The sequence below is a fragment of the Jutongia sp. SJQ-6 genome, assembly GCF_054161275.1.
Genome location: NZ_CP195314.1, coordinates 214,320 through 229,096, shown reverse-complemented (window position 1 = coordinate 229,096; position 14,777 = coordinate 214,320). Strand labels below are relative to the sequence as shown.

The window sequence follows — 14,777 nt, the reverse complement described above, 5'->3', positions numbered from 1 at the left end:
CTTTAATCGCTATAAAGAAAAAAGATGCAATTCACACTACCATTGCACCCTTTTTAACCAATTCCATCTTTGTGCAACTGGCTGCCATTTCAAAGGCCCTATAGCTTTGCGTCACAGACTTTCACCTGCTTTGCCCGATTATTGTTAATATATTGTTATTTTACCACGATATGATATCGTGTCAAGAGCTTACTCTTACCTTTCACGCTCTATAAGAACCTGTGACGCAGGCTACAAGACAGTCGCATCTTTGCAAAGCGTTTTTTTACAATATAGAAAATGAAAAATTTCCTATATTGTAAAAAACCCCATGAACACATATCGTTTATGCATTCATGGGGTATCATTTACCATATTGATCTCTTGTTCAATAAGATCATTTCCGGTCTGACTAATGATTAGCCAAGCTGTGCTGCAACCTCTGCTGCGAAATCCTCTTCCTTCTTCTCAAGACCTTCACCAGTCTCAAAACGAACGAACTTTGTAACATTAAGCTTGCATCCCTCAGCTGTTGCAACAGCCTCAACATACTGCTTAACATTCTCTTTGTTCTCAGCCTTAACATATGGCTGCTCTAACAAACATACTTCTTTAAGCTCTTTGTTAAGACGACCAATGATCATCTTCTCAATGATCTCATCCGGCTTACCTGCATTCTTAGGATCATTCTTAGCCTGTGCAAGAAGCACCTGTTTCTCATGCTCTTTGTAATCTGCATCAACATCATCAGATGATACATACTTTGGATTCAAAGCTGCAATCTGCATTGCTACATTCTTCAAGCACTCTTTTACAGCATCGCTGTCGCTGTCTGTGTCGGCCACTACTAATACACCGATCTTACCACCAGCGTGGATATAAGAAACAACTAAACCATCTGTCGTAACTTTCTCAAAACGACGAATGTTCATGTTCTCGCCGATCTTAGCGATCATAGCTTTTAATTTCTCTTCTACAGTCTGTCCTGCCTCTGCTGCCCATGGCTCAGCCAAGAAAGCTTCAACATTTGCTGCAGATGTAACCTTAGCCTGTGCTGCAACTTCCTTAACATACTGCTGGAAAACCTCATTCTTTGCAACGAAATCTGTCTCAGAGTTTACCTCTACGATAGATGCGCTCTTGCCATCCTCAGATACGTCAACTGCAACCATACCCTCTGCTGCAATACGTCCGGATTTCTTAGCAGCCTTTGCCAAACCGTTCTCACGGAGCCATTCTACTGCTGCATCCATATCTCCATCCGTATTTGTCAGTGCCTTCTTACAATCCATCATGCCGGCACCGGTCATTTCTCTTAATTCTTTTACCTGTGAAGCTGTAATTGCCATTTCACTCGTCCTCCATTTTCCTGTTAAAGATTACTCTGCATCCTCTGCTGCTTCTGTGTCATCCATAGAAACACCCTGATTAGCCTCGATAACTGCATCAGCCATTGTAGATACAATCAACTTAACGGCTCTGATAGCATCATCGTTACCCGGAATTACATAATCAAGTTCTTCCGGATCACAGTTTGTATCAGCGATACCGATCAAAGGAATACCTAATGTATGTGCCTCCTGAACGCAGATTCTCTCCTTCTTAGGATCTACAATGAAGATAGCGTCCGGAATCTTCTTCATATCTTTGATTCCGCCAAGGTTCTTCTCAAGCTTATCCCACTCTTTCTTCAAGCCAATAACTTCCTTCTTAGGAAGAACATCAAAAGTACCATCCTCTGCCATTGTCTCGATTGCTTTCAATCTCTTGATACGAGTCTGGATCGTCTTGAAGTTAGTAAGCATACCACCTAACCATCTCTCGTTTACATAGAACATACCACAACGCTCTGCCTCTGCCTTGATAGAGTCCTGAGCCTGCTTCTTTGTTCCAACGAAAAGGATGTTACCACCGTTAGCAACGATATCTTTTACTGCATTGTATGCTGTATCAACCATGCCTACAGACTTCTGTAAGTCGATGATGTAGATACCATTACGCTCTGTGTAGATGTACTCTGCCATTTTAGGGTTCCATCTTCTTGTCTGATGTCCGAAGTGAACACCTGCTTCCAGTAACTGTTTCATTGAAATAACGCTCATTTTGTTTACCTCCATTTGGTTTTTTTGCTTCCATGTACTTCCAAACGCGAGACCTTGAGCTGTCAGGCACCTTCGCGCAATCCGCACATGTGATTAATTGATTCTATTGCGTGCAAAAACACACTAGCATAGAATAACACAAAAGAATCCCCTATGCAAGGGGATTCTTTGATTTTTTTATTTTTCGTTGTAGGGTTACAATTGATGTGACACCTATCACTATACAAAAGTGGCTGAGTCCTATAGAATGTTAATCGCTAAACCACAATCTATTCCCCCTTCTGCCTGTGCATCATAGGATTGCTTCACAATTTCCATGATTTGATCTAATTCATCCTGATGCTCCATAAACAATTCTACGTCACCATTTCCCCAGCGTCCTAAACCTGAAATATCCTTGCAGATACCGTTAGGATCATTAAGCTCTGAAAACTTCATATTAATCGAAATGCGCAATCTTTGTTTCTGGAATACAATATCAACAAAATTGGTATCTAGCTTATAAGCAACATACAACTTTTTATATTCCTTCTTCACCCTTGGAGATAATTTCATAATACGTTTATCCAAAGATTCAAACAGCATCCTTGTAAAGGCATTAACATCATATGATTCTAAGGAATACTTCTGCACTGTTTTTTCTTCTGCTTGATATGGTGCTAGTTCTGTAGCTGTTAAAGCAGGATATGGCCAAATAACTTCTGCTTTCTTTGCTAATTCATTTGCTCTCTCTTGGATGTGTGTCTCATTCCATTCATTCTGCAAAACCACATATTTATTAATCCTAAGTGCGCTTTCTTTAAATCCACCTAGCATATCCATCTTATCCAAAAAAGGCCTGTCACTCATCTCGGAATTATATGCAGTCAAAGTAAGATTGCCAATTGTATGTAAATATTTTTTCTGGACCTCCTGCCACTCAGGGCCAAGATTAGTTTGCCACTCCAAAGAAAGGTTTTTGTTTTGCGGCATAATATGTTCAATGGTGTAATTTTCTATAGTAATTGGAGCCTTGTTTTCAAAGTTTTCCAATCGACTGAGAATATAATTTCTCGCACGCATATTATAAATATCACGGTTTACGAATGCACCTTCAAACTTATCGTTATCTGGAAATTCTTTATAAGTATCCTGCATTACAAAGAATGCCTTAACAGAATTCAGGTAATCGTCTGGTTTAATATAATTCTTCAACGTTGCAAATGTTTTATTCATCGAATTAGTCGGAATTTCGCAAACTGCACGTCTCAGAACATAGCTAATACAAAGTTCCAGAATTTCCTTCAACTCATCTGATGTTATTAGTCCTTCGGTACAGTCATGATGAATCTTCAGTAAGAACGGATAAGATACTTCCATTCTCAAATCAATAATATCTTCATATAACCTCCTTAAATCCGTGTCAGAATTCCGCTTAAATACAATATTAGTATAATATTTTGCATACTCCAGCAAATCTTGACAAAGTTCTCTAATACTTCCAAATTCGCAGTTCAAGTGATACAACTTGAACTCTTCATATACACGTCCCTGCTTTGGAATACGAGAAAACTTCATGGTCAAGTAATGGCGGAAGAAAGCATCCATTACAGATCCTTGCGTTTCGTAAATAAACAGTTGTTCCATAGGCCGCCAAAGATGCTCATATACATAAGTTTGTTCAGATGGCTCAAGTCCCATCAAAACATAGTTACGAATCAAATCAGATTCTAAAAGTTCTTTACCCGTAGAGTTCAAGCTTTCAAAAATTGCCTGTGCATCATCTACGGTACGGTCTAACGTAATATTAACAATCTGTAATTTTCCAATTGATTCGTATACCTCTGCTGGCTGAATTTCTTTATCGGCTAGCTTCTTATCGAAAAAGTTATAATTTTCAATCAACCTTGATCGAGTACCTTCTGCAATTGGCTTTTTCTCAACAAGGCTTATAAGAATATCCCTATCTGTTTCGGTTAGCAGTAACTTATACCGTTCATCACCATTTTCATACTCATTTTTTAGAAGCATATTATCTATACGACGAGCATTAATTGTTGTGTCATTAGGATTCTTTATTGCATAATCGCGCAAAGCTAGGAGAAGAAGAGTTAACGTTGTCATTCGCTGCTGCCCATCAATAATCATATACTTCTGAACACCTGTTGGCATCGCTTGCTCAGCAATATTAACAATAGATCCAACAAAATGACCCGCTTTACCTTTTCTCTGCATCTCTACAATATCGTTCCAAAGTCGTTTACACTGATCAATATCCCAGCTGTAAAATCTCTGATAAACTGGAATCAAAAACTGCTTATTTCCATTTAATATCTCATAGATATTGCCTTTACGTGCATCCATGTCGCACCTCCATTACTACTTTTCTCCGTAAGAAACTGTATCTTCTGCCACCTTGCTTAGTTCTATTTCAGACACATATTTATAGAGCTTTTCCTCTTTTCGTGGTTCCGCATTATCTGTCCAAAGCTCACACTGACTAATTACTGTACTTATTGCAAAAGCATAATCTTCCGGAGGATACTTATATTTCTTAAGGAGTCTTTTAACCATCTTACGCATCTGCGCTCTAGCTGTTTCTTTTTTCTGCCAATCGATGGTACGATTCTTACGAAGCATTTCTGTAAGTTCTCTTGTCAGAGCAATCAATTCATCATTCTTGTAAAAATCTTTGATATGGTCTGGTTTTGTAAGGGCATCATAGAATGCCAGCTCTTCTTGCGAAAGCCCCAGCTTCTGACCATTCTTGTAGAGATTTGCAATTTCCTCCGCAGTTTTCAACAGTTCTTTAATAACTTCTTCATTGGTGATTAATCCGTTGTAATAAGAGTTCATCAGTTGCGCTATCTTTTCTGAGAATTTTTGTGACTGCACCACATTTGTTCTCTTGTAAAGAGCTACCTGCTCAGCCATAAGTTTTTTCAAAATCTCAACAGCTATATTCTTTTCTTTCATTCTAGAGATTTCATCCAAGACAGCCGGATCAAACAAGCTAAAATTTTCACCACCACTCTTGCTGCTGTCAAATAAGCTGATGACGCCTTCACTCTGTACTGCCGCTTTCAAAAGTTCATTGATTTGATCGTTAATCTCGGTGAGCGACAAGCTCTTTCCACCGGTACCACCATAAGTGATCTTAATAACCGTAGATCGCAAAGCCTCCATGTAAGCCGCTTCATGCCGTTCCTGCTCTGTTGTCATACTGGAACAAAGTGAATGCGACTGTTTCAAAAGCATAGCTTCCTTCAATAACAAATCTTTTCTTTCTGGTACACTTGCATCGAGAATAAAGTTTACACCACCTGTAATGAGCTTAGCCATCGTAAGCGGAGAACCACCTACAAACCCGCTAAAATCAAAGCCATGCAACAAATCTTTGCAGACTTGTAGCTTTTCCTGAAACTTCGGATAGGCCATCTTTGCAATGTTCATGTCACCGTATTTAGACTGATCGCGCTTCGTATATTCTTTCATTGCCGTCTTTAGAGCTGATGCAATTCCAACATAGTCGACAATCAATCCACCTTCTTTATCCTTGAATACACGGTTAACACGGGCAATGGCCTGCATCAAATTATATCCATGCATTGGCTTGTAAACATACATAGTAGCCAAAGAAGGCACATCAAATCCGGTAAGCCACATATCTACAACAATAGCTATTTTCATTGGATCATTGTTATCTTTAAATTTCCTTGCAAGCTCTTCCTTGTGCGCTTTGGTTCCGATAATCTCTTTCCAATCTTCCGGGTCATTGTTGCCGCCAGTCATAACCACACCTACTTTCTCTGTCCATGTAGGTCTGATTCTTAAAATACGGCGGTAAATTTTCATTGCAATCGGACGAGAATACGCCACAATCATAGCTTTACCTGTCAAAAGATTTGCTCTATATTTTTCATAATGTTCAACAATATCATCACAAAGAGATTCAATCGTAGAATCCGCTCCAAGTACACTTTCCATCTGACCAAGCATCTTTTTGCTCTTCTCAATCGTTTGCGCATCGGACTGTTGTTCCAAGACATCATAAGTAGAATCAATTAACGCCAGCGTATTCTCATCCAACTTTAGATGAACAACACGGCTTTCATAATAAACCGGACGAGTAGCACCATCTTCCACGGCCTGTGTCATATCATAAACATCGATATAGTCACCAAACACTTCACGAGTATTTCTGTCCTTAGCTGAAATCGGTGTACCAGTAAAGCCAATAAATGTAGCATTCGGCAATGCATCATGAATAACACGGGCATTACCGATTACCGTATGTGCCTCCTTTTCACCATTTTCATTCTCTGACATAACGATTTTCTCATCAAAACCATACTGCCCACGATGTGCCTCGTCTGCCATAACAACAATATTTCTACGTTCCGATAAGGCTTTCTCTCCACGCTCAAACTTAAACATCGTAGTAAATATGATTCCATTCGCACTTCTGCCATCAAGAAGTGACTTCAAATGTTCCTTGCTCTCTGCCTGTACCGGTGTCTGACGCAAAAAATCTGCGCATTGTGAGAACTGTGCATAAAGCTGATCATCCAAATCAATACGGTCTGTCATAACTACAATGGTCGGGCTATCTAATGCATCTTGCAATAAATGTGCATAAAAAACCATAGATAATGACTTACCAGAGCCCTGTGTATGCCAAAACACACCACCCTTACCATCGGTCTTAGTTGCTACCTTTGCTTTCTCGATTGCTTTGCGAACTGCAAAATATTGATGGTATCCTGCTAATACTTTGAAACGGCTATTGCTAACGCCTGAGAAAAGAATAAAGTTCTTCAAAATATCAAGTAAACGTTCCTTTGGGAACATACCCTCATAAAAAGTTTCAAAGGACGCATACGCAGTATCTTCGTAATTACCATCTTTCGTTTTCCATTCCATAAAACGATCTAATCCGGAAGTAATCGTTCCAGCCTTATTCGTAGACAAATCACTAATTACACAGATTGCATTGTAATAAAAGATAGATGGAATATCCTGCATATAATTACGAATCTGATGGTATGCATTCTCCGCTCCCACTTCATCCTTCGCCGGACTCTTCAGCTCCATCAAAACAAGAGGCAATCCATTAATAAATAGAATAATATCCGGACGACGGTTATTTCCGTTTTCAAGGAATGTAAACTGATTTACCACATAAAAAGAATTATTCTTTGCATTTGCGTAATCAATCAAACGTACAATAGATGATTGCTCCTCGCCCTTCACAAAGAACTTAACCGTGATGCCATTTTGCAAATAATCCATAAATATCATATTCTTCTGCAACAAGCTTCCGGTATCGAAATTCTTCAATTTGGCCAATGCCTCATCAATAGCTTCTACAAGCAGACCACGGTTGATACGAACCAAACTATCTCTCAGAATAGAATCTAGAAGCGGACTGGTATAATCTCTATCAAAATCCGGAGCGTAGAGGTGGTCATAGCCCATATTTTCAAACAATTCAATAATTGCCTGTTCATATGTATCCTCTGTAAATAAATTTGACATGTTCAACCTCCTGTATTTTGCGTTATATTTTTATGGTAAACAAGAATTTAGCAACTTAGGTCAAGTCTCAGGCATCTTGTTTACCAGTCATGAGTTTCTTGATTATGAACCTTCCGTGGATTGGCAATCTGTGCCTAATTCTTGAGAAGTGGTGGCAAATTCAGGAGCGATTGGTCGCTACGAGATTAAGCGTGCGAGGTTCCCCCAGACCGATTCAAGAATACTTGGTCCGATTCGGGTTTACGATGGCTTATAGATTTCTGATGTACACAAGCCATTCAAACCCCATGTTATTATGTGATATTAAAGATCACATAATTGAAGCAGGACTGCGAAAGACAGTTTTTCTCAAAGCTGGTTCACTTGTGCTCTCTAATAGTGCAACACCGGGCATACCTAAGATTCTTAGATGTCGATAGCTGTATTCACGATGGATGGCTACTATTTCCCTGAATCAAAGTTTTCTAAGGAATACTTGTATTTGTATTTTGAATACATTCGTCAGCAACTGGTCAATATCAGTAACGGTAGTGTATTCAACAATTGCTAAAGACAGATATTCTCAAATGGATACCCGGCAATATTGCCTGACAAGGAGACTGCTTCGACGCTTTGATGACATCTGTGGTGCCAATGTTCCTGCAAATGCAAAATCTTACTCGTGAATCGCACAAACTTGCGGATATGCGGAACGCTCTTTTGCCAAAACTAATGTCCGGCGAGCTTGATGTCTCAGACATCGACCTTTAAGCCGCTAAATTCTTGTTTATCTTATTATTCACTTTTATTTTTTCATCTATATTCAACAGAAAATGAGCGATACAATCTTGCGTTTCTTTTTCTTTTGGAAAAGAAATCACAATTTCTTCCTGCAATCTTTTTCGATTTATTTCGGTCTGACCAGTTGAGCCTTCCGCAAGAGTTTCAATTTGAGGTTGAAACGCTTTAACCGCATACCCATAATAAATAGAATCAATTTCCTCGGTTGGACGAAGAAGTATCATATGTCCATCTATTGTTGTTGATGTTGGCACATCATACAATTGAGCAACACGACCAGCCGTTCCCATACCGGTAGAGTTAATCAGCACATCTCCTGGTCGAAGCATTTTATCATCTGGCACTTTCTTTTTTGAACAGTCATGTAATCTTGATTCCTCATAATTGATTTCAAAATTTCGATTACATTTCTGATTTAACACGCGAACTGTATTCTCGTTTTCTCTTTCTACATATTTAGGTGGAATGCCTTTAGACATAAATGATGTAATTTCTCCCAAACATCTTTTCCTCCACTCAGTCATATTATCACCGTCCTAACCGATATATTTCTTGTGAGCCAACTTTACATTACTCTGTTTGACCATTGCATACTGCAAGGTTGTATCTATTCGTTTATGCCCCAAGAGCTGCTGTAACTGCTCAATTGGCATACCTTTATCAATCGCCATCGTTGCAAGCGTCCGGCGGAACTTATGCGGATGGACTTTGGGAATTTCCAACTGCTTACCCATTTCACGCAGGCGAGACTCGATACCGCCTATCTTGATTCTCTCATGCGGAGAACGTAGGGTGACGAACAATGCCGGATTATCATCCGTTCTGCTGTCAATATAGTTTTGCAGATGAATCTTTGTTCTGGCATCAAAATAGACAATGCGTTCCTTATCGCCTTTACCGAAAACCACACACTCACGCTCGTTGAAATTGATGTCTGTTTTGTTCAACAAAACCATCTCACCGATACGCATTCCAGTAGATGCCAGCATATCAATCATAGCCAAATCCCGAAGTTCTGTGCAGTTGTCGCGCATTTTTTCCAAATCCTCGTCTGTATAGGTTTCCTTGATGTTGGTTGCCGTTTTCACCTTATGGATTCGGCGAACAGGACTTTTCAATATATAATCCTCGTCCTCTAACCATGAGAAAAAACTTGACAAAATTCTACGGATGTTATCTATCGTCACACGACTTGATTGCTTTTCATTCTGATAATTTATCAGGTAAGAACGCAAATCTTCTGTTTGTATATATCGAATACTCTTATCAACGGAAATTAACATTGTCTCTATTGTAGTGCGATAATATTTCAATGTTTTCTCTGAGCATCCCTCAATTCTTTTTGCCGAGATAAAAGATTCTACCAACTGCGAATTATCATTATCATTCTCCTCAAGCACTGTTATTTCACAGCCATGTAATGTATATTCCAAAACCTTTTGCAGTTTCTGCATCTGGGCATTGTCGAGGTGCGGCAGCATCTGTTGCATTACATCAATAATGATCTGTTGTTTCATATGTCATTCTCCTTTGTTATTATACCAGAGAACAACTCAACGGCAGTTCTATCGGTTTATTATTCCCGCCGTTGGTAGGAATTGGTTACATAACAAGCCAATTAGTTTCCATGATAGAAGTCATTCTCACTATATTGAGCCCATTTTTTATACATCTCCTTATAGTGCCGTTTAATGTATGCTTGTATTTTTCGAATATCTCTATCATTAAGCATTCCTCTATTCTGTAACACAGTATCACCGTCAGCCTTTACAAAAAACTTAGCAGATCCTTCTTCTGTAAGTTTTCTGTCGCTTGCATGTACATGCATACACTCAATCACGCAAAAAGAGGTAAAATACAGATAGTACCCACAAATCTTATCCTGATAATATTTAGGCATCCCCATCCTCCATAAATTCTCGATCACTTTTCCAGTAATCTGTAACAATGCAAATCTCAATATCATCCATTGTCGTTTCCAATACCGTTCCATCCTCCGAAATCACCAAAGCTTTCTCTGGATTATTTAGATTCAAGATACGGATTCGATTTTCTTCGCGCGTAAATGCATATCCGTTAATAATCATATCCGCTTGATCCGCAATCTGTTTAATCTTGTCCATAAGCCAACCTCACTTCCTTAATGGGTTTTAAAAAAAACGAAGCGTCAATATATAAATCCCTCAAAACAGGAATCATATCAATATATTCCTCCTCCGGTTCCGCATTATGCTGATACTTTGCCATTACAACGATATACCCATTATCCCATTCTTTTATGGAGATAAATCGCTCTAATGAATATGGTCCACGAAAACGAATTATCTTATCTCCATAACGGAATTGAATCATATCTTTATCATTACTCAAATAAGCCTTTTCCGTATCCATAATACCCTCCTTCTTAATTGATATTATATATAATCTACGCTCTACCGTAAACAAGAATTTAGCGGCTTAGATGTCGAGTCCAGAGACATCCAGTTCACCAGACATAAGTTTCGGAAGTAACGTGTCACGTAGATTTGACAATCGTCTGTTCTCTTGCACAAGTAATGCTATTTCAGAAACTATTGGTCGAACTACCAAGTTGTAAGCAGCCAATTCATCAGGAGATGGAACAACTATTGGTAATTTCCGTAATTCACCTAAGCTTATATACTTTTGTGTGCTACCTGCGAGACATTTTTCCATATGTTGTGTTGTCGATTTGTTTTTTAAGTAGTACAAAATATATAAGTCAAGAGAAGGATGTTTTGATGTTTTGAATAGACCCACATTTTTTATTGCAAATTCTACAGGTGAATCAATAACATAAGAAATTAATCCTACAGTTCCAATCATGCTTATCAAAATATCACCAGTATTGACTTTGCTTCTTTCGTTAACTTTGTCATAGTCGGCTTTTGAAATAATATTTGCTGACGATGTATCTACCCCGAATGGAAGCAAGTGCTTAGAGGTGACTAATGGATATCCATGCTCCGTTGCTTTAGGTGAATCATGTGTTCCATCTCTTATGTCAATTATCTCAGATAAGATGCATGATTGGCCAGAAAGAGAATCATAAAAATTGTCAAAAAGCGTTTGAGCTTGCTGCTCTAAATTCTTGTTTATCCTATCATTGAGTGCAATTTTATCATCAAACAATTTCAATAATGAGCCGATTTTTTCTTGCTCGACTAATGGAGGTACATTGATTTCGAGATTCTTTACAACATCCGTCTGCACACGCTGTCGTCCAGATGAGCCGACCATTGATTTTATTGCTAGTTCCCTTACCTCTGGACTGCAAACAAGATAATACAAGTAGTCCTTATCAGCAATTTCCTCTTTTGCTCTAAACACTATATATTCCGTCGAGCCAAACCCAACCTCTCCATCATTTAAGATTGAGACCTGCGCTGTTTTTCCATTTTCTAAGCACGGCGTAATTCGTGCCATAATCGTATCTCCATTACGGAACTTCATGCCACTAGAAAAACATGCTTCAACATAATATGGAATATCTCGATAAAATGGACGAAGCACATCCATCGGAATTTTCTTAGCTATAGTACCTTTTTTTATTGTTTCTCTCGGATTAAAATCTACAATATCAGAGAGCTTCTTTTTTGTCCATTCATATCTCATACCCAATCGCCCCCGTTTCTCACGAATTACAAATTCGTTTATTCTTTCTTGTCCTGTATTCATAAGCTAACTCTCACTTTCGATTTCGTCTTCATCCATTCTATAAGCATCTTCAACCGAATAGGCATCATCCAGCATCTTAACATTTATGCCTACATTAATTGTGTCCTTTGTTTTTCCCCCATCCTTCAATTCGTATATAAACTGCAATGCTACTTCAATATAATACTCAATTGCATTCTCATTCGAACTCAAGGATTCAATATTATCAATGCTTATCAAATGAGCTGTAGTTGAAGTAATCAACCGTCCTTTTTCTACAAGATCAAAATTTCGATCTATTATCTGCGCAAGAAAATCTCCAGATTTTAACCAATCAAGAATTTCCTGGTTTTCATCAAACTCTTCAATTGGTTGATACGAATATTTGTCAATTTCCTTTGCCCACGCTTCTAACTGCACCTTAACTTCACTTTCATTTTTACATATGAACAGTGATGAATTTGATACATTTTCTGCAAACTCCTTTAGAAGAGATTCTCCAAAAGCATTGTCTTTGGAATAATATATGATTTTTAAGTTACAATGCGTTAATGAAAATTCCAAAATACTTTCCCATAACAACGCATCCTTAAATCCTTTATCAGACTTTTTGTCTTTTCCCTCAAAAGGAGGTAATTTACCGAATGCACGATTTATTATACTTTCGAACCTATTACTAGACGCAATTGGAATCTCAATAACTTTATTCATTCCTGCTGAAATCTCTTTCTTGTATTCCGCAATCTTATTTTTTATGTATTCCGGATAGTCTATGTCCGGATTTTCTTGAATAGAATATTCAGGAAATCGTTTCTTTGATATCGTACTTTTATAAGTTGAAAGCAACTCATTATGCTTTTCTATAATCTGCTTCTCCATTTCACTCCAAACAACAGATGGAATTGCTACGGTTACCTGATTATATATATCAAGTTGGTTAATCATGTCAATTACATTTTCAAATGTTGAATTAAAGCTAAAAGTTGTGAAATCCGCTTTCTTTTCATATGCTTGAAACAGAGCATTCGTATCAAAAATCAAACAATACATTATTTCATTGCTTGAGCTCATACCCAATCGCCCCCAATTTCTTCCTAATCTCTCCCTCCAGCTCATGTGACTTTACAAACATCTCCGACAGTTCAGATGTTAACCGGTCCATCTTTTCATCAAATGGCTCATCATCCTCTTCCTGCTCTTCAATACCCACATAACGGCCAGGTGTAAGGATATAATCTTGTTTCTCGATTTCAGAAGTGTCAGCAACAGCACAAAAGCCTTTAACCTCTTCAAGTGTTCCATCAACAAAAGCTTCATAGGTATCTGAAATCTTCTTGATATCTTCATCTGTCAGCTCCCGAAGCTTACGGCTCACCATCGTTCCCATTTTTCGAGCATCAATAAATAAAGTCTTTTCCGGTTGTTTCTTCTGCTTATTGATAAACCAAAGCGAAACAGGAATCTGCGTTGTATAAAATAGCTGAGTAGGCATTGCAACAATGCACTCAACTAAATCGGCATTGATAATATTCTTACGAATTTCACCCTCTCCACCTGATTGAGATGAAAGTGAACCGTTCGCCAATACCATGCCAATACGACCAGCTGGTGCAAGATGAAAAATCATATGCTGAAGCCATGCAAAGTTGGCGTTTCCTGCTGGAGGTATTCCATATTTCCAGCGCTGATCTTCTTTTAGTTTATCCAATCCCCAATCAGAAAGATTAAACGGAGGATTCGCCATGATATAATCCGCTCGCAATGTTGGATGGCGATCATCTAGAAATGTATCTGCGGCATAAGCTCCGAGATCTGGTTCAATTCCACGAATAGCAAGGTTCATCTGTGCCATCTTCCATGTAGTAGGGTTCGAGTCCTGACCGTAGATAGAAATGTTACTGATGTTACCACTATGGTTCTCAACAAATTTTGCAGACTGAACAAACATACCGCCTGACCCACAGCAAGGATCATATACTCTTCCCTTGAATGGTTTCAATACTTCCACCAAGGTACGTACTACGCAAGATGGCGTAAAGAATTCGCCGCCACGTTTGCCTTCTTGTTCAGCAAACATAGAAAGACAATACTCATAGGTACGACCCAAGATATCCTTTTCACTGCCGTGTTCAATCATTTGGATATTGGTAAATAAATCTACCACATCTCCCAATCTTCGTTTGTCCAATTCCGGGCGTGCGAAATTCTTAGGGAGAATATCTTTCAATCGTTTATTTTCTTTTTCAATTGCACGCATAGCATCGTCGATAACAGCACCAATTTCCGGTGTATGTGCTTTCGTCGCAATCTCGCTCCAGCGTGCGTTTGCCGGCACAAAGAAAATACCTTCAGAAGTATATTCATCAATATCTTCCTCGAATCCGTCGCCTTCTTCAACAAGTTCCTGATATTTATCGTCAAATCTATCTGAGATATATTTCAAGAAAATCAACCCCAGGACAACATTCTTATATTCTGATGCATCCATATTGCCACGAAGCACACAAGCCGCATCCCATATTTGTTTTTCGAATCCAATCGTAGCCGTATTTCTATCCGCCATCTTTGCTTTCCTCCCTGTCATGTCATTTTCGCCGAAACCAAGGATTCCATCTCATCCTTAAATTTTCTACATAACTTCATAATCTACAAACACCATACTTGCATATAATACCATATAACCACTCTTTTAGGGGGAGATATTTTTACAATCTTTCATTTCAC

At 38.6% G+C, this 14,777-nt stretch carries 12 protein-coding genes and 1 riboswitch; all 12 genes read right to left on the bottom strand.

Annotated elements, in window-relative coordinates; translation table 11 throughout:
• Positions 1–69 precede the first annotated feature (69 nt).
• Positions 70–145, bottom strand: a riboswitch (cyclic di-GMP riboswitch).
• A gap of 253 nt (positions 146–398) precedes the next feature.
• Positions 399–1,328 carry a translation elongation factor Ts gene (tsf, locus tag ACSAJE_RS01035; RefSeq protein ID WP_118690051.1) on the bottom strand — a complete coding sequence of 310 codons (930 nt, stop codon included), beginning with the start codon at positions 1,326–1,328 and terminating at the stop codon, positions 399–401.
• A gap of 30 nt (positions 1,329–1,358) precedes the next feature.
• Positions 1,359–2,081: a 30S ribosomal protein S2 gene (gene rpsB / locus ACSAJE_RS01030; protein WP_022026253.1), complete on the bottom strand. Its 723-nt coding sequence runs from the start codon at positions 2,079–2,081 to the stop codon at positions 1,359–1,361.
• A gap of 240 nt (positions 2,082–2,321) precedes the next feature.
• On the bottom strand, positions 2,322–4,424 hold the full coding sequence (locus ACSAJE_RS01025) for a DUF262 and DUF1524 domain-containing protein (RefSeq protein ID WP_118690050.1): 2,103 nt from the start codon (positions 4,422–4,424) through the stop codon (positions 2,322–2,324).
• 15 nt (positions 4,425–4,439) lie between these two features.
• Positions 4,440–7,598 carry a type I restriction endonuclease subunit R gene (locus tag ACSAJE_RS01020; protein WP_458009478.1) on the bottom strand — a complete coding sequence of 1,053 codons (3,159 nt, stop codon included), beginning with the start codon at positions 7,596–7,598 and terminating at the stop codon, positions 4,440–4,442.
• Between the two features lie 746 nt (positions 7,599–8,344).
• Positions 8,345–8,902, bottom strand: coding sequence for a restriction endonuclease subunit S (locus ACSAJE_RS01015; protein WP_458009477.1), 558 nt, complete (start codon positions 8,900–8,902; stop codon positions 8,345–8,347).
• A 12-nt stretch (positions 8,903–8,914) separates the two neighbouring features.
• A complete protein-coding gene (gene xerA, locus ACSAJE_RS01010; RefSeq protein ID WP_458009476.1) occupies positions 8,915–9,895 on the bottom strand; it encodes a site-specific tyrosine recombinase/integron integrase in 981 nt (326 codons plus the stop codon).
• A 101-nt stretch (positions 9,896–9,996) separates the two neighbouring features.
• Entirely contained in the window at positions 9,997–10,278 is a 282-nt protein-coding gene (locus ACSAJE_RS01005) for a DUF4160 domain-containing protein (protein WP_022024063.1), read from the bottom strand.
• Positions 10,271–10,501 carry a DUF7723 family protein gene (locus ACSAJE_RS01000; RefSeq protein ID WP_118506452.1) on the bottom strand — a complete coding sequence of 77 codons (231 nt, stop codon included), beginning with the start codon at positions 10,499–10,501 and terminating at the stop codon, positions 10,271–10,273. Before ACSAJE_RS01000 ends, ACSAJE_RS01005 begins: the two co-directional genes overlap by 8 nt.
• Positions 10,488–10,769 (bottom strand): DUF7724 family protein, encoded by a 282-nt coding sequence (locus ACSAJE_RS00995; protein WP_118506451.1) that lies wholly within the window; start codon positions 10,767–10,769, stop codon positions 10,488–10,490. The genes ACSAJE_RS01000 and ACSAJE_RS00995 overlap by 14 nt, the downstream gene beginning before the upstream one ends.
• 66 nt (positions 10,770–10,835) lie before the next feature.
• On the bottom strand, positions 10,836–12,074 hold the full coding sequence (locus ACSAJE_RS00990) for a restriction endonuclease subunit S (protein ID WP_458009475.1): 1,239 nt from the start codon (positions 12,072–12,074) through the stop codon (positions 10,836–10,838).
• A gap of 3 nt (positions 12,075–12,077) precedes the next feature.
• Positions 12,078–13,124, bottom strand: coding sequence for a PIN domain-containing protein (locus ACSAJE_RS00985; protein ID WP_458009474.1), 1,047 nt, complete (start codon positions 13,122–13,124; stop codon positions 12,078–12,080).
• A complete protein-coding gene (locus ACSAJE_RS00980) occupies positions 13,108–14,616 on the bottom strand; it encodes a class I SAM-dependent DNA methyltransferase (RefSeq protein WP_458009473.1) in 1,509 nt (502 codons plus the stop codon). Before ACSAJE_RS00980 ends, ACSAJE_RS00985 begins: the two co-directional genes overlap by 17 nt.
• Positions 14,617–14,777 lie beyond the last annotated feature (161 nt).